At 64.3% G+C, this 23,116-nt stretch carries 18 protein-coding genes and 4 pseudogenes; 14 read left to right on the top strand and 8 right to left on the bottom strand.

Annotated elements, in window-relative coordinates; genetic code table 11:
• Positions 1–173: 173 nt before the first annotated feature.
• The 5 genes and pseudogenes from ACVJ19_RS10095 to ACVJ19_RS10075 form a co-directional block, all read right to left on the bottom strand.
• Entirely contained in the window at positions 174–1,076 is a 903-nt protein-coding gene (locus ACVJ19_RS10095; protein ID WP_018646331.1) for an IS110 family transposase, read from the bottom strand.
• A gap of 361 nt (positions 1,077–1,437) precedes the next feature.
• On the bottom strand, positions 1,438–2,505 hold the full coding sequence (locus tag ACVJ19_RS10090; RefSeq protein ID WP_011091007.1) for a DUF7146 domain-containing protein: 1,068 nt from the start codon (positions 2,503–2,505) through the stop codon (positions 1,438–1,440).
• A pseudogene (locus tag ACVJ19_RS10085) lies at positions 2,505–6,831 on the bottom strand (strawberry notch-like NTP hydrolase domain-containing protein). The gene ACVJ19_RS10090 and the pseudogene ACVJ19_RS10085 overlap by 1 nt, the downstream one beginning before the upstream one ends.
• A gap of 272 nt (positions 6,832–7,103) precedes the next feature.
• Positions 7,104–7,517, bottom strand: a complete 414-nt coding sequence (locus ACVJ19_RS10080; protein ID WP_011091004.1) for a hypothetical protein — start codon at positions 7,515–7,517, stop codon at positions 7,104–7,106.
• Positions 7,518–7,615: 98 nt separating this feature from the next.
• Positions 7,616–9,352, bottom strand: a complete 1,737-nt coding sequence (locus tag ACVJ19_RS10075; RefSeq protein ID WP_011091003.1) for a hypothetical protein — start codon at positions 9,350–9,352, stop codon at positions 7,616–7,618.
• On the opposite strand from ACVJ19_RS10075, the gene ACVJ19_RS10070 reads away from it, so the two are divergent.
• On the top strand, positions 9,309–10,466 hold the full coding sequence (locus tag ACVJ19_RS10070) for an ABC transporter ATP-binding protein (RefSeq protein ID WP_223153799.1): 1,158 nt from the start codon (positions 9,309–9,311) through the stop codon (positions 10,464–10,466). The genes ACVJ19_RS10075 and ACVJ19_RS10070 overlap by 44 nt on opposite strands.
• Positions 10,467–10,578: 112 nt before the next feature.
• Complete coding sequence (locus ACVJ19_RS10065; RefSeq protein WP_016847010.1) at positions 10,579–10,875, top strand: hypothetical protein; 297 nt, start codon at positions 10,579–10,581, stop codon at positions 10,873–10,875.
• Between the two features lie 402 nt (positions 10,876–11,277).
• Here ACVJ19_RS10065 and tnpB read toward each other — a convergent pair whose 3' ends face one another.
• Together tnpB and ACVJ19_RS10055 are read right to left on the bottom strand one after the other, a co-directional pair.
• Positions 11,278–11,631 carry an IS66 family insertion sequence element accessory protein TnpB gene (gene tnpB, locus ACVJ19_RS10060; protein WP_011091000.1) on the bottom strand — a complete coding sequence of 118 codons (354 nt, stop codon included), beginning with the start codon at positions 11,629–11,631 and terminating at the stop codon, positions 11,278–11,280.
• Positions 11,612–11,727, bottom strand: a pseudogene (locus ACVJ19_RS10055) (IS66-like element accessory protein TnpA); the annotation flags it as partial. The pseudogene ACVJ19_RS10055 and the gene tnpB, both read right to left, overlap by 20 nt.
• A 78-nt stretch (positions 11,728–11,805) precedes the next feature.
• Here ACVJ19_RS10055 and ACVJ19_RS10050 point away from each other — a divergent pair.
• Positions 11,806–12,758, top strand: a pseudogene (locus ACVJ19_RS10050) (IS481 family transposase).
• 119 nt (positions 12,759–12,877) lie between these two features.
• Here the strand turns inward: ACVJ19_RS10050 and tnpA are convergent.
• Positions 12,878–13,115: pseudogene (gene tnpA / locus ACVJ19_RS10045) on the bottom strand (IS66-like element accessory protein TnpA); the annotation flags it as partial.
• A gap of 241 nt (positions 13,116–13,356) precedes the next feature.
• On the opposite strand from tnpA, the gene trbB reads away from it, so the two are divergent.
• Genes trbB through ACVJ19_RS09990 form a run of 11 tightly spaced genes read left to right on the top strand, consistent with a single transcriptional unit; the run spans position 13,357 to position 23,041 of the window.
• The gene (gene trbB, locus ACVJ19_RS10040; protein WP_011090996.1) at positions 13,357–14,355 is read left to right on the top strand and encodes a P-type conjugative transfer ATPase TrbB; all 999 of its coding nucleotides are present in this window, start codon (positions 13,357–13,359) and stop codon (positions 14,353–14,355) included.
• Positions 14,352–14,693, top strand: a complete 342-nt coding sequence (locus ACVJ19_RS10035; protein WP_011090995.1) for a TrbC/VirB2 family protein — start codon at positions 14,352–14,354, stop codon at positions 14,691–14,693. Before trbB ends, ACVJ19_RS10035 begins: the two co-directional genes overlap by 4 nt.
• Positions 14,693–14,968 carry a VirB3 family type IV secretion system protein gene (locus ACVJ19_RS10030; RefSeq protein ID WP_026312513.1) on the top strand — a complete coding sequence of 92 codons (276 nt, stop codon included), beginning with the start codon at positions 14,693–14,695 and terminating at the stop codon, positions 14,966–14,968. The genes ACVJ19_RS10035 and ACVJ19_RS10030 overlap by 1 nt, the downstream gene beginning before the upstream one ends.
• A gap of 7 nt (positions 14,969–14,975) precedes the next feature.
• Positions 14,976–17,414, top strand: a complete 2,439-nt coding sequence (gene trbE, locus ACVJ19_RS10025; protein WP_011090993.1) for a conjugal transfer protein TrbE — start codon at positions 14,976–14,978, stop codon at positions 17,412–17,414.
• A complete protein-coding gene (gene trbJ, locus ACVJ19_RS10020) occupies positions 17,411–18,169 on the top strand; it encodes a P-type conjugative transfer protein TrbJ (protein ID WP_011090992.1) in 759 nt (252 codons plus the stop codon). Before trbE ends, trbJ begins: the two co-directional genes overlap by 4 nt.
• A 10-nt stretch (positions 18,170–18,179) precedes the next feature.
• Positions 18,180–18,500, top strand: a complete 321-nt coding sequence (gene trbK-alt / locus ACVJ19_RS10015) for a putative entry exclusion protein TrbK-alt (protein ID WP_011090991.1) — start codon at positions 18,180–18,182, stop codon at positions 18,498–18,500.
• A complete protein-coding gene (gene trbL / locus ACVJ19_RS10010; protein WP_011090990.1) occupies positions 18,497–19,858 on the top strand; it encodes a P-type conjugative transfer protein TrbL in 1,362 nt (453 codons plus the stop codon). The genes trbK-alt and trbL overlap by 4 nt, the downstream gene beginning before the upstream one ends.
• 3 nt (positions 19,859–19,861) lie before the next feature.
• Positions 19,862–20,551 carry a conjugal transfer protein TrbF gene (gene trbF / locus ACVJ19_RS10005; RefSeq protein WP_011090989.1) on the top strand — a complete coding sequence of 230 codons (690 nt, stop codon included), beginning with the start codon at positions 19,862–19,864 and terminating at the stop codon, positions 20,549–20,551.
• Positions 20,548–21,627, top strand: coding sequence for a P-type conjugative transfer protein TrbG (trbG, locus tag ACVJ19_RS10000; RefSeq protein ID WP_011090988.1), 1,080 nt, complete (start codon positions 20,548–20,550; stop codon positions 21,625–21,627). Before trbF ends, trbG begins: the two co-directional genes overlap by 4 nt.
• Positions 21,618–22,820 (top strand): TrbI/VirB10 family protein, encoded by a 1,203-nt coding sequence (locus ACVJ19_RS09995; RefSeq protein WP_011090987.1) that lies wholly within the window; start codon positions 21,618–21,620, stop codon positions 22,818–22,820. Before trbG ends, ACVJ19_RS09995 begins: the two co-directional genes overlap by 10 nt.
• Positions 22,817–23,041, top strand: a complete 225-nt coding sequence (locus ACVJ19_RS09990) for a DUF2274 domain-containing protein (protein WP_011090986.1) — start codon at positions 22,817–22,819, stop codon at positions 23,039–23,041. Before ACVJ19_RS09995 ends, ACVJ19_RS09990 begins: the two co-directional genes overlap by 4 nt.
• The last annotated feature ends 75 nt before the right edge of the window (positions 23,042–23,116 follow it).

Here is a 23,116-nt window from a genome sequence, read left to right as displayed (position 1 = left end):
CTCACATCCGGTCGCCGCGCATGCGGCCGCACCAAAATCCCGCCTACGGCGGCAAAGGCTCAAGAGGACGAGACCATTCTTCGTGACGGCGTGCGAGCCAAGCCGCGATCCGGTCGTCCACCCTGGTTCCGGGCGAGCTGATTAGGCCCGGACCGAACTGGGAAGCGATGTTGTCATGGCCGAACGATGGCGCCTTCGATCACAACTCCGGCGCTAACGTATTTCCACAGAGCCACGATGAGCTTGCGCGCCAATGCCGTGATCATGACTTTCTTGAAGCGGCCGCCATTCTGGGCGACACGCTCGTTGAACCATCGGCTGAGCGCCGAGCCGGGCTGATGACGCAACCAAAGCCAAGCCATCTCCAGCAGTGTGGAGCGCAGGCGCGTGTTTCCGGACTTTCCGATTCCTTGATCCCGGTCGAACTGGCGCTTCATATGCTGCGGGAGATCTCGTCCATCACCGGTTCGCACAGCCTCGAACCGCTCGCGCCGACCACGCCGGAGTGGATCGTAATCGGTGACGCCCTGCGAGAAGAGAAGGCCCTTGATTCGGTTGCTATGCTGGATTCGCTCCTGCATCAGCACCATGCGTTCGCGTGTTATGCGGCGACGGTCCTCGTCGTCGGGCGAGGGCACACGCAGCATCGAGCAAACACGCGGCTCGCCTCGCTCAAAGGCCAGCAAGGCTCGGATGAGGGTCTCTCCATCCAGCCGGTCTGTCTTGATCCGGCGACGACGCCGCGAAACTGCGATCGAGGCGGCGTCAACAATATGGCTCTCGTGCCCTTGGGCCTGCAGAACCCGATGGACCCAAAAGCCGTCGAGTCCAGCTTCTTGAATGACGATGATGGGATAGGATTGGTCGGTTCTGTCCAATGCCTTCTGCTTCAGTCGGGCGAGACGTTCCAAAAGCCCCGCAATGTCACCACCCATCACTGTGTGACGTGACAGCTTCTCCCCCGTTCCCGGCACCAGCGATGTGACGAGCCAAGTCTTCCGGCTCAATTCGACAGAGACGAAGATTGCGTTCAGTACTTTGTTCGTCGTCTTGTTAGCATCTCCATTTAATTTCATCTGATCGCTCCCTTTTCGACGATTGGCAATGCCGATCGTATCGAAACGGACCGCCGTCGCCACTCATAGGATCTTCATGGCGACGAAAGCGGCGGGCGGAACGGACTTGCACCCGCAGCGCAGCGGAGGGCCGGAGCGTTAGCGGAGGAACGAAGGGGGCCGACTATTTTGCCTCGCGATGTAAAGGCGGCTCTGCCGCCGACGGAAAATAGTCGGTCCACGAGGTTGCCGGTCCGGGCCGCTTGCCGCCCGATCGCCCTCTCGGAAGGCCGTGGGGCGGTCCTCTCCGGCGCCGAGGGGAAGCAGGACCACCGGCCTCGCGATAACGAAGCGGCTGCGTCGCACCTCATCCCCGTTCCGGCTATGCCGCCAGCTCGATAAAGCGCGCGACGTCCTGCGCCGCGATCTGCACGCGGCTCGCGGCCCGAAGGGCGTCAAATCCGAGCAGACGAAGATCCTCGTTGAAGTCGCCAAGCCGTGGCGAGATCACGATCGCCTCGATCCCGGCCTCCTGCGCCCGATCGATCAAGGTCGCCATGGCGCCGTCACCGGCAGGATCGTCATCGCGGGCGATGTAGAGCCGGCGGAGCGTGTCCGGGAGAAGGATGGCTGAGAGATGCGCCGCCGATAGGGCCGCGACCATCGGCATGGTCGGCAGCACGCTGCGGAGCGACAGCATCGTCTCGATGCCCTCGCCGGCCGCCATGACCTCACCCGCTAGGCCAAATCGAACGGCGTGACCAAGCAGGTCGCCCATCGCCCGTTTCGGCGTGTCGATCAGCGCCTTGCCGAGCGTCGTCTCGCTGAAGCCTCCGGGGTCAAGCCAGGTGCGATGCGCGCCGGTCAGGTGGCCGCGGAGATCGGTGACGGCGGCGATCATCGCCGGCCAGGTCTCGGTCGCGCTGTGGTCGTCGGGCCTGTAGTAGCAACGTGGGTGAAAGCGCAGACTTCCGGTTTCGTGCAAAGCCGTAATGCCGCGATTGCGGAGATACGCTTCTACGAGTGTGCCTGCGATCGACTGAGACACGCCGAAGAGCCGCCGCGCCGCCTCTGGCGATCCGAGGGGCGCGGGCGACGTTCTCGACCGGAGGCGATTTGGCGCAGGCTCCGGTTCTGGACGCGGCAGGCTCAGAAAGCGTCGTGCCTCATTGGCGACGTCGCGAAAGTTCGTGAAACAGCAGCTCTCGCGGATCACGTCGAGGAGATCGCCATGCTCGGCCGAGGCAGCATCTCGCCAATGCCCAGCGGCGCCGGGTCCGGATTCCGGTCCGCTGAGCCGGACGAACATCGACCGGCCGGGCGTATTGCGGACGTCGCCCACCGTCCAATATCGGCCCTGGCGCCGCCCGTTGGACAGGTAATGGCGGCACACGGCCTCGGCGTCACGCGCAAGACGGCGGGCCAGTTCGGAGGCGTTGTCGCGGGCCATCAGGCGGCCTCCCGCTCGCCGATGCGCACGATCGGATAGTGGTCGAGCACCTTTGCCAACACGGCGGCGCCGGTCGCATCTGATGGCACGAACATGCGCAGCTTCCACGAGATGATTTCGCTGAAGAGGCCGTATGCGCGCAACCGGTCACGCATCACATCTGTAAAGCCGGACAGTTCGAAGCGATGGGCGCCCATCACGCGGACACGACGGAGCTGCAGATCCTCGGCGAGCTCAAGGACGGTGCGCCCCTCCATCAGCGCCGAGAAGGCTTCGTTCGGGGTCAAGCTGCAGGTCGCGGTCATGCAAGCGCTCGCGGCCCAAGCTGGCGAGACCCTGCGACCGATGATGCGCTCGCCAGCATCGGTCTGGAGCCGATAGACGCGCGTCGACTCGTTCGGCAACCGCTTCCAGATCGGCAGCAGCAGACCTGCGACGATGTGGAGCGTGCTCTCAGCGAACTCGGGAACGTCGACGACTTCGCCGTTCCATGCCGCGGCGAATGTCTCGCGATCCGTAGGCTGCCAGTGGCTCTCGTCCATCATCTTCATCGAAGCATGATGGTGCTCCATCGGACGAATCAGCCGCACCCGACTTTCGATCTCGCCGTCATCGAGCATGAAGCTCGGCGCCGGAATCTGCACCGCGGCGCGACCCGAGCGCTCGTTGACCAGCAGCACCGCCCGAGCATCGGCGAGATAATCGAGCGCTTGATCCAGCGTCATGGGACGGTTGCGCCGGCGTTCGGTGATCGTGAGCAGCCGGGTTTCCGCGCCGGTCGCAGGGTGCGTGTAGATCGGATGCCGACCGGTGACGACGAAGCTGTCGGCCTGTAGCGTCTCCAGGCCAATGTCGTAGACGCCGCTAGCAATGGCGCCTTCGACCTTGGCGTTCAGCAATTGCTCGAAGGCCGTGAACAGCAAAGCTTGCAGGCCTATCGTGAGCGCGAGCAGCCGGTTCAGGAACGTCGTGATCGGCGGTAGCTCGTCCTTGATGCCGTTTTCGTCGACGAGCTTCAGGCCCGTGGCGTCCTCGAACATCTCGAGCGAGCAGCCTTCGACCTTGCCGCGCACGAGCAGCAGGTAGAGCTGGCGCAGCGCATCGCGGGCGTAGTGGCTCTCGAGATTGTCCTCAGGCCGAAACAGGCCTTGGCCGCCGGTCTGGCGCTGGCCGCGCGTGATGGCACCCAGCGTGTCGAGCCGGCGCGCGATGGTCGAGAGGAAGCGCTTTTCCGCCTTCACGTCGGTCGCAATGGGGCGGAATAGAGGCGGCTGCGCCTGGTTGGTGCGGTTCGTTCGGCCGAGACCCTGGATCGCGGCATCGGCCTTCCAGCCCGGCTCGAGCAAATAATGGACCCGAAGCCGGCGATTCCGCGCCGAGAGTTCGGCATGGTAGCTGCGGCCTGTGCCGCCAGCCTCCGAGAAGACACGCACGCGCTTCAGGTCATCCATGAAGGCGGCGGTCTCTGCGAGATTGGCGGAAGCTGCACGGTTCTCGACGGTAAGGCGGTCACATCTGCGCACCACGCGCCGCGAACGGCCGGTCACTTCCGCCACGAGGTCCGTGCCGAAGCGCTGCACGATCTGGTCGAGCGCGCCGGGAACAGGCGGAAGCGACGCGAGCCGCTCGATCAGCTCATTGCGGCGGGCGACGGCCTCGCGGCTCTCGACCGGCTGGCCGTCGCGGAAGACGGGCCGCGACGAGAGATTGCCCTCGGTGTCGGTGAAGGGCTCATAGGCCTGCACCGGGAAGGAATGGGCGAGGTAATCCAGCACGTATTCGCGGGGCGTGATGTCCACGCGCACGTCGTTCCATTCCTCAGGTGGAATCTCGGCGAGCCGACGCTCCATCAGCGCCTCGCCGGTCGATACGATCTGGATCACCGCGGCATGGCCCTCGGCCAAGTCCCGCTCGATGGAGCGGACCAGGGTCGGCGTCTTCATGCTGGTGAGCAGATGACCGAAGAATCGCTGCTTGGCCGATTCGAAGGCCGAGCGCGCGGCCGACTTCGCCTGGCGGTTGAGCGTGCCGTTCTCACCGGTAATGTTGGCGGCCTCCATTGCCGCGTCGAGGTGATTGTGGATGACGCTGAAGGCAGCGGCGTAGGCATCATAGATCCGGCGCTGCTCGTCGGAGAGCTGGTGCTCGACCAGTTCATACTCGACGCCGTCGTAGGAAAGCGAGCGGGCGGTGTAGAGACCGAGCGAACGAAGATCGCGAGAGAGCACCTCCATCGCAGCGACCCCGCCCTCCTCGATCGCCTCGACGAACTCGGCGCGGGTGGCGAACGGAAAATCCTCGCCGCCCCACAGCCCGAGGCGCTGGGCGTAGGCGAGATTGTGGACGGTGGTGGCGCCGGTCGCCGAGACATAGACGACGCGGGCATTGGGCAGCGCATGCTGAAGACGCAAGCCTGCACGCCCCTGCTGCGAGGGCGCGACATCGCCCCGCTCGCCCTTGCCGCCACCGGCATTCTGCATGGCATGGCTCTCGTCGAAAATGATGACGCCGTCGAAGTCGGAGCCCAACCATTGAACAATCTGCCGGACGCGCGAAAGCTTCTCGCCGCGGTCGTCGGACCGCAGCGTAGGTTAAAAATAGGACGCCCTCGGCCAACCGGATGTCGTACCCTTGAGGGAAGCGCGAGAGCGGCGTGACCAACAGACGCTCCATGCCGAGCGCCGACCAGTCGCGCTGCGCGTCCTCGAGCAGCTTGTCGGACTTAGAGATCCAGACCGCCTTGCACCGGCCCTGGAGCCAGTTGTCGAGAATGATGCCGGCGGACTGGCGACCCTTGCCGGCGCCGGTCCCGTCACCGAGCATGAAGCCGCGACGGAAGCGGACGGCGTTCGGTGCGTCGTCGCGGGCGGCCGCGACGAGGTCGAAGGTCTCGTCTACCGTCCAGGCGCCAGCGAGATAGTTACCATGCGCCTCGCCAGCATAGATGACCGTCTCAAGCTGGGCGTCGGACAGAATGCCATCGCTGACGAGGTTTGCCGGCAGCCGTGGCCGATAGCTCGGCTTCGGCGGCGCGACCGAGGCCATCGCGGCCGACTGCACCAGCTTGGTCGGATGCGCCTGCGCACCGTGGATCCGGATCGATTGGAGCCGGTATTCTTCGTAGATGGCGTCGCTGAGGCGCGCGCCCTCGGGCGGCGCCCAATCTGTCGCCTCATAAGCGAGGTCGACGGCTTCGGGATCGGCGACCGACGCCTTAACCGGCTGTGCAGCGGCGCTCGCGAGATAGCCGCGCACGGTGCGACGCGCCGGCGAGGCTGACACGGGAAGCACACCGGTCGATGCGACGCTCAGACGAGGTGGAACGTGTTCGCCGATCCAGCGGAGCAGTGTCGCAACGTCGGGCGCCATTCCCGGCGACGCCGGGAACGCGCTCGGATCCGCGGCAGGCACTTTGTCGATGACGGTGAGACGCGTCTCGATCGTGGTGCCGTGCTTGGCATAGACCGCGCCGGCGATCGCCGCAGTGAACACCACGCGGCCGCGTTCCTGCAGTCGGGCGAAGGCGTCATGCCAGGCTGAGGCTTCGGGTGAGACGTTTGCGCCTGATATCGTGACCAGCCGGCCGCCATCGGCGAGACGCGCCAGGGCCGAGGCGATGTGACGGTACGCGGTGTCGGCCATCCGGCCCGAAACGTTTGCCATCGCCGAGAACGGCGGGTTCATCAGCACGAAACTCGGGACCACCGTGGGATCGAGGTGGTCGTCGATTTGGGCCGCGTCGAAGCGCGTGACGGAAACGGCCGGAAAGAGAGAAGAAAGTAACACGGCCCGGGTCTTGGCCAGTTCGTTCAGCACAAGCCCGCTGCCGGCAATCTCGGCGAGGATGGCGAGCAGCCCGGTGCCGGCGGACGGCTCCAGCACGCGATCCGCCGCAGTAATGGCGGCCGCAGTCAGCGCAGCCAGGCCGAGCGGAATCGGGGTCGAGAATTGCTGGAAGATTTCGCTCTCGGCAGAGCGGCGCGTGTGGGTCGGCAGAAGCCTTGCGATCTTTTCCAAAGCGGAAAGTCGTGAAGCCGCAGAATCAGCTTTGCGGAAGAGCGCCTTTCCGTATTTGCGTAAGAACAGGACGGTGGCGACCTCACAAGTGTCATAGGCCATCTTCCAGTCCCAGGCGCCCGTCGCATCGGATGCGCCGGAGGCCACTTCCATTGCGGCGCGGAGAAGCGCGGCGTCGATGCGTCGGCCACGCTCGAGATGCGGAAGGAGATGACTCGCGGCAGCGATGATGATACTGGCGCCCTCGGGAGCGCGAACAGGCGAGATCGGAGCGGCCGGGTCGGCCGCGATCGGGGAATGGTCATTCATGGAGGAAGCCTTCAGGAGAGCGGGAATGGGCGAGCCGATCGGCGCTCTCTCTGACCGCGCCGGCTCAAACCCGTCCCGGCCGTCCTCTCCCTCTCAGCATCAAGGCGGTGCCCGACATGAGAAACGGCGCCCCACCGGGTTGGCGGCGCGCCGTGTACAAAGCGTTCGTCAGTATCCGAACTGCCAGGACGGCTACGCCTGGCCTTCGTCAGCGGCGCCCGCTTCCGCGAGGTAGCTCGCATCGCCTTCGACGACGGTGACGGCGTATTTCGTCACGACGCAGCTCCTTCGATCGGATCATTTTCGCCCGCGAGAATGGCCTCGGCCTTCGCGATGGCGGCGTCTGCCCGCCGGCGCCAAAGCTCGACATCCATTGAGCCTTCCTCCGGAACGTGGATGAGTATTTTGAGCAGACCGAGCAGCAACTCGAAATGGCCGGCCTTGCGCTGGACCTGCTCGCCGAAACGTGAGGGAAACGCCAGGCGTGGGCCGCTATAGGCAGCGTCGCGGCCTTCCCAGGCACCGGTAACATAGGTATCGCCAGACGTTTCAACGTCCGACCTGTTGTCGTCCCAGCCCTCGTCGGCGATCGCAAGATCGCAGGCTTGGTCGAGCGTTTCGGCTTCGTAGGTTCGCTGCCGATAGATCGGCAAATGATAGGTCGTCTCGATGGTGAAGAAGGGCACGATAGCCTCCAGAATGCAAAAGCCCGGCTCGCGCCAGGCTTTGGTGTGAATGGCAGTGAAAAGACGCGGGACGGCCGAAGCCGCCCCGCGTGCTCGAGCTATTCGGCCGCGATCATGCGCGACTCGTCTGCTTCATCGGCCGGAGTTTCCTCGTCGTCGCCGGCGAGGAATTCCGGCAGCGCCTCGCCATCGCCCTCGGGCTCCGCAGCATCGACAGCCGCCGCCAATTGGGCGTCGGGCATCCGCAGGGGCTCGGGCAGCCAGCCGGCCTCGGCGAGGAGGCGCTCGGCCTCCTTGGCCATGTCGCCCTTCTTCAGATGATCGATGAGCTGCGCGGCCCGCTCGCCGGCCCCCTCCCGCACCGCTTCCAGGATGCGGAGCTTCGGGACGCGGCCGAGATAGTTCTCGACGGTCGGGCGCCAACCGGACTCCACCATGTCGAGGTCGACGGCCCGGGCGATGCGATCGGCCTCAGTGATCCGGTGCTCGACGGTGTGCGGCGTGATGCCGCCGCCGTAGCGGTCGCCCTTCTCGTAGAGCGCGTTGATGCCGAATGAGGCGCAGTGCGCGAAGAGCGCCGCCTGCTCGTCGCCGGTGAGGCCGGTCAGCCAATCCCAGAGTTCGGTCTTCTCCTTGGGCAGGCGCTCCTCCCACGTCTTGTGGCGCGCGTCGATCGCCTTGGCCGCTGGCGTGTCCTTCAGCCCTTGCGCTTGCACCGGGAAGCTGACGCTGCGCACCGAGACCTCCATCGCCGTCCCGTAGGAGGAATAGCGGGAGAAGACGTCGAGGCAGAATTTGTGCAGCACCGCCTGGAAGGCGACCGAAGGCGTGATCGCCAGCCTGTCGCGCAGCGCCAAAGTCCGCTCCGCCGTGAGCTCGGTCAGCAGGCGATCGGGGAGCGGCTTCACCGCATCATCATCCTCATCCTCTGCCTCCGCGAGCTGCCCGCCGATGGTGATGACGGCGCGCTGGATTCCCGGCGCTGATGGTTCGGCGCCGTCGAAGGTCGCGGCAGCGGGTTCGCCATCGCTGCCCTGCTCTGGCTCGGCCACGGGTAGCTCGTCCTCAGGGCGGACGTAACCGCGATCAACCAAGAGCGTGCCTTCGGCGTCGATGCCGACGAACACACCCGCGCGGGCGATGTCGGCAAGCTGATAGTTGATGGGTCGATCGTCAAAGACGGCGAGAGCCGTCTCGATTTCGCCAAGTCGCTGGTCAACCTCGTCGGGCAGCTCATCCGCGCCGTCATGCTCGGCTTCCAGCCTGGCAAATTCGGCCTTGAGCGCCTCGATGGTCGCCTGCTCTTCGGCGGTGAGACCGGCGGATACGCTGTCCAGCTCGCGCAAGCCACGCGTGTGGCCGTAGGGGAAGTCGATCGCGACCTCGATCCACTTCCAACCTTCGGCAGCGATCGTTTCTGCCTCCGCCTTCAACTTCTCGGCGACCAGGCGGTCGAGCAGAGCGACGTCCTCGAGCCAACCGCCGTCGTCGGACTGGAACAGGTCGCGCAGCACCACACCGCCAGCCGCCTCGTAGGCGTCGAGGCCGACAAACACGGCCCTCCGGTCGGAGGCGCGCGCCGTCTTCTCCGTCAGCATGCGGCGGATCTGATAGGGCTCCTTCTGCCAGGAGCCGGAGATGGCCTGCCAGACCTGTTCCTGGCGTCCATGATCCGCGGTGACGGTGAAGGCCATCAACTGCTCAAGCGACATGCCGTCCTCGGCATAGATGTCGAGCAACGCGGGCGAGACCGAGGCCAGGCGCAAGCGCTGCTTCACCACATTGACCGAGGTGAAGAAGACCGCAATCGCGATTGCATTGACCTGGAGTTCCACGCGTCAGGCACGCGCGCTCCTGGATGCGGCGATCGAAGCCGGACAGGAGAATGCTCGGTTCGTCGGCAACGTCATGAACGCGATGGACACGTTGCGCCATTTCGGCAGTCACTCCTGGATCAACGAGTGCTTTATGATAAGGGCGCGGGAGGTGCGTGATAACTGGCGAGCCTACGTGTTGCAACGACTGGCCTACATCGCCGTGCTCGGCCTTGCCGTCGCGCTGCAATTTGCGGTCACGCTTCTCCTTCTTATACCTGAATATCACGCCGGCGCGATCACCATTGGCGATATGGTGCTATTCAATACGCTTCTGCTTCAGCTCAATATGCCCTTTGAGACGGTCGCGAGGGCGATCTCTGACGTGGCGCGGTCGCGAGCCGACCTCATCCCTCTAGGTAGACTGTGGGCCGCACCAGAAGAGCGGCAAGCATCTCATGCTCACGATTTCAAGCCCTCCGCTGACCAGCTCTCTTTCGAGAGCATTGGTTATGCCTACGACAACGGTCGCGGCGTTACCGACGTCTCGTTTAAGGCCGGGCGCGGCGGGATTACTTTTCTTGTCGGTGAAACCGGATCGGGGAAGTCCACGATCTTTAAGCTCGCCCTGAAATCGATTGAGCCCGACTACGGCCGAATTCTCGTCGATGGAACGGATATAGCGAGCGTCGATCGCGCGGATTGGTATGCCGCAGTTGCTCTCGTGCCGCAGGAGGTGATGTTGCTCAATGAGCCGCTAGCTGACAACATTTTGTTAGGACGGCCCCGCGACGAGGTACGCCTTCGCGATGCGTCGAAAGAAGCCGCTATTCTCCCGTTGATTGAGGCGCTACCGGAAGGATTTGAAACAACCGTTGGAGAACGCGGCTTGAAGCTTTCCGGCGGGGAGCGACAGCGCGTTGCTATTGCCCGCGCGCTCTATGGACAGCCGGCGATCCTTCTTCTCGACGAGGCTAGCTCCGCGCTCGACGAACGAACCGAACGGGACGTTATGGACCATATACGCACGCTAGCTGAGGATGTGACTGTGCTAGCGATCACTCATCGGAGAGGTGTCATCTCCACGAGCGACGTCGTGGTCGATCTGACCGACTGCGCCTTGTCAGTGACTTAGACGAAGAGTGCCGCAGCCGTTTCGTAAGACGCCCAGTTTCAGGCACCCGGCATGCCCACGAGCACGACCGGCCGCTCGCCGTGCGCTGTCGGATGCGATCATTGTTGTCGTAGTGAATCTGTCTGTAGATTTCAGCGACAAACTCGCCGAGGGAAGAGAAGCGGACCGGAATCGCGAGGTCGATCTTGAATTTGTCGTAGAAACTCTCCCGGTACCCATTCTCCCAGTGACGGTCTTTCTTCGAGCGGGAGATGGCGATATTGAGCGACACAAGGAAGGCGCGGGCGGCTTTCGCGTTGTACTCGGCACCGTTGTCGGGGCGGAAGATCGCGGGACGGCCGTGCGCAAGGAGCGCATTGCCGAGAGCGGGTCGCGCAAGAATTCCTCGATCTGCCGCCGGAGCGCATGAGCGCATGGTCGCGCTCCGGCATCTTGCGTTTGTAGTACAGCGCAGGGGCTGAAACGGCGAGCGATTGCGCGCGCCTCGCGTGCGGCCACGCCGGCGTCTCTCATCTCTTTTTGGGCCTCGTTAAGCTTCAGGGTGACGAGGCGGACCATCCTCAGGAGCTCGTCGTTCTCCCCTCGGAGCTTGGCAATCTCCATGACGGAACGGCCACTTGATACCCGTGCCCGCGATTAAAGAACGGGCCACTCATCGAGCTAGGCTCGAAAGGTGAAGCAGTAAAGAACGCGCAAAGGGCGTTGATTGAGCGTAAGCACGATTTTCCTCGCACGTTGACGCGCGGGCTTTTGACGGATGGCGTTCGTATCTGGCGATACTGGGCTGTTCAGGCCGTGGCGGCTTTGGGGCTCAGCCGGCAACCTGATATTGCCGCACCGGATGGCGGACCATCGCATCGATATCGATGCCGTCAAGGATCGAGTGCAATTGCTCGGTCGTCAGCGTGACGACCGCCTCTTGGCGGCGCGGCCATCGGAACTTGTCCTCGGTTAGCCGCTTCAGGACCAGCACAAAGCCGGACCGATCGAAGAACAGCAGCTTCATCCGGTCGCAACGGCGATTGCAGAACGCAAAAACCGCAAGAGCGAACGGATCGAGCGCCATCGTCTCCTGGACCAGAACCGCAAGGCTGTTGATGCCAGCCCGGAAGTCGATCGGCTCACGGTGCAGATAGACCTGAAGCTCACCGCCCAGTCTGAACATGGCCCAGTGCTCCGATGATCGCCGTCATGCATCCACATCGCCGCATTCCAGCGCAAGCTTCACGCCGTTCGGCAGGGACGCGCTCACTTGGGCTAGATTTGGTCTCTCAGGAGGTTGTCCATCTGGTCTGAACCGAGGAAGCTGAGGTTGCGAAGCTTCAGTGTTCCAAGGCAGATGAACGTCCACAAGAATGCGCCTTTGACGCTCAAAGGTCGAGAGGCGATGGTGCGAGGCGTGGTCGAGGGCGGGCTGAGCCAGGCTGATGCGGCAAATCAGTTCAACACGACACCGAAAACCGTGGCCAAATGGGTCAAGCGGTTCCGCGCAGAAGGCGTGGATGGTTTGCGCGACCGCTCGTCGCGACCTCGTTCATCGCCGAGCCAAACCCCGCCGGCCACGTGCGCCGCCGTCGAGACGTTGCGCCGGCAGCGCCACACCGGCAAGCAGATTGCTGCCGAGGTCGAGGTGTCACCGGCCACCGTCAGCCGTATCCTTCGCCGCTTGGGATTAAGCCGGATACGCGATCTGGAGCCCGCCGAGCCGGTGCGCCGGTACGAGCGCGAGCACCCCGGCGAGCTCATCCATATCGACATCAAGAAGCTCGGCAGGTTCGTAAGACCAGGCCACCGCATCACACACGATCGCCAGAAAGGCGAAGCCGCGGCGCCGGCCACGAGTTCGTCCACGTGGCCATCGACGATGCATCGCGCTTGGCCTTCTCCCAGATCCGGCGGGATCAGAAAAAGGAGAGCGCCATCGCCTTCCTCAAGGAGGCCGTCACTTACTACCGCAGCCTCGGCATGAAGGTCACCGGCATCATGACCGACAACGGCTCCTGCTACCGCGCCAAGGCCTTCGCCAGAGCGTGCAGGAAGCTCGGCCTCAAGCACATCTTCACCAGACCCTACAGACCGCAAACAAACGGCAAGGCCGAACGCTTCATCCAGACAGTGCTGCGCGAATGGGCCTACGCTCGCGCCTATGACACCTCAGACCAGCGCGCCAAAAACCTGCCAATCTGGCTTCATCACTACAACTGGCATCGCCCGCACGGCAGCCTGCAGGCCAAACCACCCATCAGCCGCCTCGGCCTCCCGAAGGACGACCTGTTGAGATTCCACAGCTAGAGAACAAAAAGCTGTAGTCCCCTTGGGTTCCGACCCGCGCACTTCATCGCAAGTCGCCGGCAAATCAACCGTCGCCACGCTGTCTTGTCGCGACAGGGCTCGATCGGCGGTCTCCTCAAGCTGAACCCGGATGAACGCCGATGGTGAAGATGGCGGCAGAGACCTGGTCGCGGTGTGCTTCTTGATCCACTTCCGAAGCAGGTTCGCGTTGACCCCGTGTTCGAGCGCAAGTCTCGATACCGAAACCCCAGGCTCAAGACAGGTCGCGACAAGACGCTCCTTCGATGCCGCCTCGTAGCGCCGGCGACCGTTCCGGCCAACAAGCCTCACTCGCAATTTCTGATCATCGTCTGCCATCACAAGGTGCCCACCTATTTTGGTGGACACCTCATGCATCAGAGTACTCAAAAGCAAAAGGTGGAGGGAAATTCGCGCTTACTGTCGATCAGCATGCTTCGACGCAGCAAGTATTTTTTCGCCGCTCTACGCCCGCTTCCTACGACGCCTGAATACTTGTTGAACTAACCCGTTTCCTGCCTTTTCTATCCATCCCCGTTGCTGATCGCTTGCCGCGATTGGTACTCGACGGGGGACGATCGTGGCGGGCACTTCACTCCATTCGGAAGCCTTCTCGCGTGGCGCGCGCATGCTGCGCACCGCGCTTGGTCCCGCGATCGCCACCTTCCTGGAAGACCCCTCGATCGTCGAGGTGATGCTCAACCCCGATGGTCGGCTCTGGGTCGACCGGCTGTCCGGCGGGCTGGAGGATAGCGGACGAACGATGTCCGCCGCCGACGGCGAGCGGATCGTGCGCCTGGTCGCGCACCATGTCGGCGCTGAGGTGCATGCCGAAAAGCCCCGCGTCTCGGCCGAGCTTCCCGAGACGGGGGAGAGGTTCGAGGGGCTTCTCCCGCCTGTCGTTGCGGCGCCGGCCTTTGCGATCCGCAAGCCTGCGGTGGCTGTTTTCACCCTGGATGACTACGCGGCGGCCGGCATCATGACGGCCGGGCAGGCGGGCATGCTCCGCGAAGCCGTCGCGGCCCGCAAGAACATCCTGGTCGCCGGCGGCACGTCGACCGGCAAGACCACCCTGACAAACGCGCTGCTGGCGGAGATCGCCGGCACCACCGATCGCGTGGTCCTGATCGAGGACACGCGTGAACTGCAGTGCCGCGCGCCGAATCTGGTCGCGCTGCGCACCAAGGACGGCGTGGCGTCCCTGTCGGATCTGGTTCGGTCTTCCCTCCGCCTACGCCCCGACCGGATTCCGATCGGCGAGGTACGGGGCAGCGAAGCCCTGGAGCTCCTCAAAGCCTGGGGCACGGGCCACCCCGGTGGGATCGGAACGATTCACGCCGGCACGGCTCTGGGCGCGCTTCGCCGCCTCGAGCAGCTCATCCAGGAAGCCGTCCTCACTGTTCCCAAGGCGCTGATCGCCGAGACCATCGATCTCGTCGCGGTTCTGCGCGGCCGCGGCAGCGAACGCCGCCTCGCTGAACTTGCTCTCGTCGCCGGCCTCGATCCCGCCACCGGCGACTACCGCGTCAACTCTGCCGCGGCGGGCGGCCCATCCTCACTTCCCGGAGACCCCTCATGATCCAGTTTCCTCCCGCGATCCGTCGCGTGCGACTCCGCTTCACGGGCCTCGCCGCAATTGCCGTCATCTCCATTGCAATCGCGCCCGCGGCCTACGCCTCCGGCTCGTCGATGCCGTGGGAGACGCCGCTCAATCAGATCCTGGAGTCGGTGCAAGGGCCGGTCGCGAAGATCATGTCGGTCATCATCATCACCGTGACCGGCCTGACGCTTGCGTTCGGCGATAGTTCCGGTGGCTTCCGCCGGCTGATCCAGATTGTCTTCGGTCTGTCGATCGCCTTCGCCGCGTCGAGCTTCTTCCTGACCTTCTTCAGCTTCTCCGGCGGAGCGCTGGTGTGATGGCCGGCATCATCGATCTAGACGTGCCGGGCTTCTTCGCGCCGGTTCATCGCGCGCTCACCGAGGCAATCCTGATGGGCGGCGCGCCCCGCACGGTTGCGATCGCCAACGGCACGTTGGCCGCGGCAATAGCGCTCGGCCTCCACCTCTGGATCCCCGGCGCGCTGATTTGGGCCGTGGGCCATGCCGCGGCGGTCTGGGCGGCCAAGCGCGACCCGCAGTTCGTGGACGTCGTTCGACGCCACCTCCGCTATCCTTCTTACCTCGGCGTGTGAGACTTCCATGCTGAACCTCGCCGAATACCGCAACCGGCCCCACAGTCTTGCCGACTTCCTGCCCTGGGCCGCTTTGGTCGAGAAGGGCGTCGTCCTCAACAAGGACGGCGCGTTCCAGCGCACGGCGCGCTTCCGCGGGCCGGATCTCGACAGCGCGACGCCTGCCGAACTGGTCGGCGTAACGGCCCGACTCAACAACGCGCTCCGCCGTCTCGGCTCAGGTTGGGCGATCTTCGTCGAGGCCCAGCGCATCGCCGCCCAGACTTATCCGCACAATACTTTTCCTGACGCCGCATCAGCGCTGGTCGATTTGGAGCGGCGGGACGCTTTCGAGGAGGCGGGCGCGCATTTCGAGAGCCGCTATTTCCTGACCTTCGTCTGGCTCCCGCCGGCTGAGGACGCCTCGCGGATCGAAGGCTGGCTCTATGAGGGCCGCGCGCAGAGCGGCGTCGATCCCCACGAGCTGCTGCGTGGTTTTGTTGATCGGACCAACCGCGTCCTGCAACTTGTCGAAGGGTTCATGCCTGAGGTGGCGTGGCTCGATGATGGCGAGACGCTGACCTACCTGCATTCGACGATCTCGACCCGGCAACAGCGCGTGCGCGTCCCCGAGACGCCGATGCATCTCGACGCGCTGCTCGCGGACGAACCGCTTGCCGGTGGCCTCGAGCCGCGGCTCGGCAACCATCATCTTCGTACACTCACGGTGGTCGGCTTTCCGACCGCGACCTATCCCGGAATCCTCGACGAGCTGAACCGGCTTGCCTTTCCTTACCGCTGGTCGACCCGCGCGATCCTCCTCGACAAGACCGAGGCGGTGAAACTCTTGACCAAGATCCGCCGGCAGTGGTTCGCCAAGCGCAAGTCGATTGCAGCCATCGTCAAGGAGGTGATGACCAACGAGGCCTCGACACTGGTCGATAGCGATGCGGCGAATAAGGCCACTGACGCCGATCTCGCCTTGCAGGAACTGGGCACCGACGACGTCGGTCAAGCCTACATCACCGCGACCGTCACCGTCTGGGACGAGGACCCCGGTCTCGCCACTGAGAAGCTTCGCCTCGTCGAGAAGGTGATCCAGGGGCGCGACTTCACCTGCATGCCGGAAGGGGTGAACGCGCTCGAAGCCTGGCTCGGCTCTCTGCCGGGTCACGCCTACGCCAACGTTCGCCAACCGCCGCTCTCGACACTGAACCTCGCTCACCTGATTCCGCTTTCAGCGGTCTGGGCCGGGTCAGATCGGGATGAGCATTTCCGCAGCTCCCCGCTCTTCTTCGGTAAGACCGAAGGCTCGACGCCGTTCCGGTTTTCGCTGCATGTCGGCGACGTCGGCCACACCCTGATCGTCGGCCCGACCGGCGCCGGCAAATCCGTGCTGCTGGCGCTGATGGCGATCCAGTTCCGGCGCTACCGGAAAAGCCAGATCTTCGCCTTCGATTTTGGTGGCTCGATCCGCACGGCGGCCCTTGCCATGGGCGGCGACTGGCACGACCTCGGCGGAAGTCTGTCCAACAGCGCCGAAGATTCAGTCTCCCTTCAACCCCTCGCACGTATCGGCGATGCGGCCGAGCGCGCCTGGGCGGCCGAATGGGTGACGGCAATCCTCGCCAAGGAGGGCGTCACCATCGATCCGACCGTGAAGGAGCACGTCTGGTCGGCATTGACGTCACTGGCGTCCTCACCGGCCGAGGAACGCACGATCACCGGTTTGACGGTTCTGTTGCAATCGACCGCACTCAAGCAGGCGCTGCAACCTTATTGCGTCGGCGGCTCCTCCGGCCGTTTGCTCGACGCGGAGGCCGAGCAGCTCGGCTTTGCGTCGGTGCAGGCGTTCGAGACCGAGGGCTTGATCGGCGCAGGCGCGGCGCCTGCCGTCCTCACCTACCTCTTCCATCGCATCGAGGGCCGGCTCGACGGCCGGCCGACCCTCCTCATCATCGACGAGGGGTGGCTCGTCCTCGACGATCCAGCCTTCGCGCAACAGCTCAGGGAATGGTTGAAGACCCTGCGGAAGAAGAACGCTTCCGTCGTCTTCGCCACTCAATCGCTTTCCGACATCGATGGCAGCAACATCGCGCCAGCGATCGTCGAGAGCTGCCCGACGCGGATATTCCTGCCGAACGAGCGCGCGATCGAACCGCAGATCACCGCCATCTACCAGCGGTTCGGCTTGAACGACCGCCAGATCGAGATCATCGCGCGGGCGACGCCGAAGCGCGACTACTATTGCCAGTCTCGTCGCGGCAATCGGCTGTTCGAGCTCGGCCTTGGGCCAGTTGCGCTCGCCTTCTGCGCCGCCTCCTCCAAGACCGACCATGCCGCAATCGAACGGCTGCTTGCCGAGCACGGCCGTGACGACTTCACGGCCGCCTGGCTCGCCGATCACGAACTGCTGTGGGCCGCCGATCTCATCCCTGACCTGACAAACCTGGAGGTGCAATCATGACCGCTCTCGAAGTGCGGCGCGCTGGCTTGGCCGCTGCGACGGCTCTCTCGCTCGCCTTTTCGATCTCGCCGCTTTCGACGACCTCGGTCCTTGCGCAGTGGATCGTCTACGACCCCACCAACTTCAGCCAGAACGTGCTGACCGCGGCGCGCGAGCTGCAGCAGATCAACAATCAGATCCAGATGCTGACCAATCAGGCCCAAAGCCTGGTGAATCAGGGAAAGAACCTCGCCAACCTGCCGTTGTCGACGCTGACCCAGCTTCAGTCATCGATTGCCAAGACCCAGTCACTGCTGAGCCAGGCCCAGAACATCGCCTTCAACGTCGAGCGCGTCCAGACGATGTATTCCAGCACCTACGGCACGGCGGCGGCGACGGGCTCCAATGCAACAATGTTTGCCGCGGCTCAAAGTCGTTGGCAGAACTCGGTGGGCGCTTTCGAAGACTCGCTGAAGGTGCAGGCCGGCGTCGTCGGCAATATCTCGACCAACTCCAGCGCAATGAGTACGCTGGTTACCGCCAGTCAGTCGGCAAGTGGCGCTTTGCAAGCCGCTCAAGCCGGCAACCAACTCCTCGCGCTGCAATCCCAGCAGCTATCCGATCTCGTCGCGGTGCTCGCCGCGAAGGGACGGGCGGATGCGCTGGAGCAGGCGCGCGTAACGGCGACCGAGTCGCAGGGCCAGCAGCAATACAAAATCTTCTCGACACGCAGCGGCTATCAGCCGGGCAACGTCACCATGTTCAGCGGCAACTGAGGCACCGATCATGGAGCGCTCGGATATCTTTCGCGCAGGCGCGATGATCGTCGTGTTCGTGATTTTCCTCGCCGCGCTGCACGTCATCCATCGGCGTCCAGCCGAGCGGCCGGTATCCGACGCCCCCTCTGTCTCCGCTCCCGATGACCTCTCGGCCGAGCTGCTCCGCTGCGCCGAGCTTGGACCCCAGGATGCCGAAGATCCGCACTGCCAGGCGGTTTGGAAGGAGAACCGCGCGCGCTTCTTCGGCAGGCCGGCGCGGCCACGTCTGCCGCAAGCCGCGCCGGCCACTCAGCCGATGACGGCTGTTCCAAAGGGAGAGAAGCCGTGAACAACGTCGGCGTCATCGACACCTTTCTCAATACTTTCACGACCTACATTGATTCGGGTTTCGGCCTGATCAAGGGCGAGGTCACGTATTTGTCGTCGACGTTGATCGTCATCGACATCACGCTCGCGGGCCTGTTCTGGGCTTGGGGCGCAGACGAAGACATTCTCCAGCGACTGGTGAAGAAGACCCTCTACATCGGCTTCTTTGCCTTCATCATCACTAACTTCACCAAGCTCTCAGGCATCATCTTCAACAGCTTCGCAGGCCTCGGCCTGAAGGCCGGCGGCTCGTCGATCTCGACGGCGGACTTCCTGCGGCCCGGCCGGCTTGCGCAGGTCGGCCTCGACGCCGGGCAGCCGTTGCTCGACTCCGCAAGCCAAATGATGGGCTTCACCAGCTTCTTTTCCAACTTTGTACAAATTGCCGTGCTGATGGTGTCCTGGCTGCTGGTGCTGATCGCCTTCTTCATTCTGGCGGTGCAGCTCTTCGTCACGCTGATCGAGTTCAAGCTGACGACGCTCGCCGGCTTCATCCTCATTCCGTTCGCGCTCTTCAACAAGACCGCCTTTCTCGCGGAGAAGGTGCTGGGCAATGTCGTTGCCTCCGGCGTGAAGGTCATGGTGCTCGCCGTCATCGTCGGCATCGGCACCGGGCTCTTTTCGCAGTTCACCACCGCCTATGCCGGCGGCCAGCCGACGATCGAGCAGGCGCTCTCTGTCGTGCTCGCGGCGCTCGCTATGCTGGGCCTCGGCATCTTCGGGCCCGGCATCGCGACCGGGCTTGTTTCCGGCGCGCCGCAGCTTGGTGCGGGCGCTACCGTCGGCACGGGTCTGGCTGTTGCCGGTACAGCGATGGTCGGCGGCGCGGCGCTCGGTTTGGCCGGAAGGGGAGCGATGGCAGCCAGCTCTGGTGCTGCGGCTGCCGCGCGCGGCGGTGCGGCGATGGCGGGCGGCATGTCCTCCGCCTACAGCCTCGCATCAGCCGGTCGGTCCGGCGCCGGCGGCGTCGCGTCCGGTCTCGGCGGTGCAGGCCGTGCGGCGGCTAGTCACGCGGCAGCTCCCGTCAGACGCGCCGCTGCGCAAGCGGCAGGGACAATGACGGAGAGCTTCACTTCTGGCGCCCGTGCCGGCGTCGCCAACACGGGTGGCTCCTCGACGATGGGGACCATTCGGAGCGGCGCGGCCGCAAACGATGGAGCCGCATCTCAAGTGCCGAGCGAGAGCGGTCCGCCCGCCTGGGCCCAACGCGTCAAGCGCAATCAGACCGTCATTCACGGCGCTCAGACCACCGCGCAAGCCCTCAAATCCGGCGACAGCCATGGCGGCGGCCACTCCGTCGACCTCTCGGGAGGAGAATAACGAATGTCAGTCTTCCGGCGATCGTCGGTTCGTTACGGCCGCACGCCCGAACCAGAAACCCCCTACCAGCGCGCAGCGCAAGTTTGGGATGAGCGCATTGGATCCGCCCGGGTGCAGGCCAGGAACTGGCGGCTGATGGCCTTCGGTTCGCTGATGCTGTCCTGCGGCCTTGCCGGTGGACTCGTCTGGCAATCCACGCACGGCACTGTCGTTCCCTGGGTGGTGCAGGTCGACAAGCTCGGCGAAGCGCAAGTCATGGCGCCCGCTACCGCCGACTACAGGCCGAACGACCCACAGATCGCCTGGTATCTCGCCCACTTCATTCAGATCGTTCGCTCGCTTCCGGCCGACCCGATCATCGTGCGGCACAACTGGCTGCAGGCCTATGATTTCACAACCACGGCGGGCGCGGCGGCGCTGAACGACTACGCCCGCGCCAACGACCCCTTCGCCAATCTCGGCAAGCAGCAGGTCGCGATCGACGTCTCCAGCGTCATCCGCGCCTCGCCCGACAGTTTTCGCGTGGCCTGGGTTGAGCACCGCTTTCAGGACGGGGCGCTCGCCGGCACCACGCGTTGGACCGCGATCCTCACCATCGCGATTCAGCCGCCCACCGACGCCGATCGGCTGCGCAAGAATCCACTCGGCATCTACGTCAACGCCATCAACTGGTCAAAGGAGCTGGGACAATGACCCCGCCGATTTTCGCAAAAGCCGGCGGTCCGGCTTCGCGTTTTTCCATCGTTCATCAAAACCGGAAGGACGGCGATACGTCTTTCCGTAAATCCGCTTTGACGGCTTTGCTGATATCCGTCTCAGCCCTTGGCGGCTGCGCGCACAATTTCATCCCACCCGACATCAGCTACGACACTGCGGAGCCTGCGACGCTCACCGTCGACCCGGCGCCGCCCGTCAAAATCGTGGAGTTGCCCCAGCCGCTGCCACTGCCCGGGCAGTTGAAGCCGCTCGCCGCCGGCAAACGCGTCCCGGAAGCCGCCGATCCAAAGGTTCGCGTCAAACAGGCCAACGCCGCGGCACGGGTGCAGCCGGTCCGCAATGGTTTCATCAACGCAGTACAGGTCTATCCGTTCTCCGGCGGAGCCCTCTACCAGGTCTACACGGCGCCCGGCCAGATCACAGATGTCGCCCTCCAGGAGGGTGAGCAACTCGTCGGCTCCGGTCCGGTTGCCGCCGGTGACACTGTGCGCTGGATCATCGGCGATACCGAGAGCGGCGCGGGCGCGACCAAGAAGATTCATATCCTCGTCAAGCCGACGCGGCCGGATTTGGTCACCAATCTCGTGATCAACACCGATCGGCGGACCTATCTCCTCGAGCTGTGCTCGACGGAAAAGACCTATATGGCCTCGGTCTCCTGGCAGTATCCCGAGGACCAGCTGATTGCGCTTCGGCGGCAGAATGCGGCCGCTGAAACTGCGGCGCCAATTGCGGCTGGCGTCGATCTCGCCTCGATCAACTTCCGCTACTCTATTGAGGGCGACGACCCGGCCTGGCGTCCGCTGCGCGCCTTTGATGACGGCAACAAGGTCTACATCGAGTTCCCAAGCGGTATCGCCCAGGGTGAAATGCCGCCGCTGTTCGTGATAGGTCCAGCCGGCGGCTCCGAACTGGTGAACTACCGAGCAAACCGTAACTACTACATCGTCGACCGCTTGTTCGCCGCCGCCGAATTGCGTCTTGGCGACAAGGATAGTGAGCGGCGCGTGCGCATCGTCCGCACCGACGGAAGGCCGCGCGCATGGCGATAGACAGCGAAGACGAACGTCAGGGCGACATTCCGCCCGTCGCGCCGCCGGACCTGCGGCTCCGAGGCGAGCGGCCCCGTGTCACACGGCTCTCGCGCAAGGTCCTTGTCGGCCTCGGCGCGCTGTCTGCCCTCGCGGTCGCGGGCGCGCTCGGCTACGCGCTCCAGACCGGCAACAAGGCGCAGAGCGGCCAAGAACTGCTCAGCACCCAGAACCGGCCTTCGGCCGAGGGTCTGGCCGGGTTGCCGAAAGACTATACCGGCCTGCCGCGTCAAGCACCGCCGCTCGGGCCGCCGCTGCCCGGCGATCTCGGCAAGCCGATCCTCAACACCGGCGCTGCACCGAACACGATGGCGGCGACGTCAGATCCCGAGACGCAGCGCAGGGGCCAGGAAATCGAGGCGGCGCGGGTCAGCCGCCTCTTTGCCCAAACTGCTCAGCAACCGCAGAGCGTCGGCCAACTCATCCCGAATGCCTCCGCTGGCGCCACGGCCACTCCGGCCGCGACACCGCCCGTCGATGCCGGATCTGCCCAGAACATGCAGGACCGCAAGACGGCCTTCCTCACTGCTCCGACAGACAAGCGCACGGTCAGTCCGGAACGGCTCGAAGCCAAGGCCTCACCTTACGTCGTGCAGGCGGGCACCGTGATTCCGGCTGCGCTCATCACGGGCATTCGTTCCGATCTGCCCGGCCAAGTCACCGCACAGGTGACCGAGGCGGTCTGGGACAGTCCGTCTGGCAAATATCTTCTGATCCCGCAGGGTGCCAAACTGATAGGTCAGTACGATAGCTCCGTCGCGTTCGGCCAGTCCCGCATCCTCCTGGTCTGGACCCGCATCATCATGCCGGATGGCAACTCGATCGTGCTAGAGCGCCAGCCCGGCGCCGACACCGGTGGTTATGCCGGTCTCGAGGATGAGGTCGACAACCACTGGGGCATGCTGTTCAAGGCTGCCGTCCTCTCGACCATGCTCAGCGTCGGAGGCGAGGCGGGCACGAGCCAGAATGAGAACAACCTCGTTCAAGCGATCCGTAGCGGCGCGTCCAACAGCATCAGCCAGACCGGCCAGCAGATCGTGCAGCGCCAGCTCAACATCCAGCCGACGCTGACCATCCGGCCAGGTTTCCCGGTGCGGGTCATCGTTACGCGGGATTTGGTGTTGGCTCCCTACCGCCAGGAGGCAAGCCGATGAGCAAGCTGAAGCTCGGAACCATCCTCGACGATAAGCCGGTGAAGATCGCCGTCGAGTTGCCGGCTGCCGTCCATCGCAATCTCCTCGCCTATGCCGAGGCGATCGCGCGCGAGAGCGGACAGCCGGCACCCGATCCCGCCAAGCTCATCGCTCCGATGATCCAAAGATTCATGGCAACAGACAAGGGGTTTTCAAAGGTGAAACGCGCGGCAACAAATTGATAAGGGGACGATCGTTCAGCGTTGCCTTGCAGAAACGGCCGGGACGAAAGCCCATCAAGTCAAATCCGGTCATAG

The organism is Bradyrhizobium sp. USDA 376, assembly GCF_054063675.1.
Note: the sequence above shows the minus strand (reverse complement) of the source record. Positions and strands in the feature narration are given on the sequence as shown.

Coding starts and splice junctions, on each gene's coding strand:
- ACVJ19_RS10095 (WP_018646331.1), bottom strand. CDS start 1,076: ATGAAATTAAATGGAGATGCTAACAAGACGACGAACAAAGTACTGAAC.
- ACVJ19_RS10090 (WP_011091007.1), bottom strand. CDS start 2,505: ATGGCCCGCGACAACGCCTCCGAACTGGCCCGCCGTCTTGCGCGTGAC.
- tnpB (WP_011091000.1), bottom strand. CDS start 11,631: ATGTTCAGACTGGGCGGTGAGCTTCAGGTCTATCTGCACCGTGAGCCG.
- ACVJ19_RS10035 (WP_011090995.1), top strand. CDS start 14,352: ATGATCCAGTTTCCTCCCGCGATCCGTCGCGTGCGACTCCGCTTCACG.
- ACVJ19_RS10030 (WP_026312513.1), top strand. CDS start 14,693: ATGGCCGGCATCATCGATCTAGACGTGCCGGGCTTCTTCGCGCCGGTT.
- trbE (WP_011090993.1), top strand. CDS start 14,976: ATGCTGAACCTCGCCGAATACCGCAACCGGCCCCACAGTCTTGCCGAC.
- trbJ (WP_011090992.1), top strand. CDS start 17,411: ATGACCGCTCTCGAAGTGCGGCGCGCTGGCTTGGCCGCTGCGACGGCT.
- trbK-alt (WP_011090991.1), top strand. CDS start 18,180: ATGGAGCGCTCGGATATCTTTCGCGCAGGCGCGATGATCGTCGTGTTC.
- trbF (WP_011090989.1), top strand. CDS start 19,862: ATGTCAGTCTTCCGGCGATCGTCGGTTCGTTACGGCCGCACGCCCGAA.
- trbG (WP_011090988.1), top strand. CDS start 20,548: ATGACCCCGCCGATTTTCGCAAAAGCCGGCGGTCCGGCTTCGCGTTTT.
- ACVJ19_RS09995 (WP_011090987.1), top strand. CDS start 21,618: ATGGCGATAGACAGCGAAGACGAACGTCAGGGCGACATTCCGCCCGTC.
- ACVJ19_RS09990 (WP_011090986.1), top strand. CDS start 22,817: ATGAGCAAGCTGAAGCTCGGAACCATCCTCGACGATAAGCCGGTGAAG.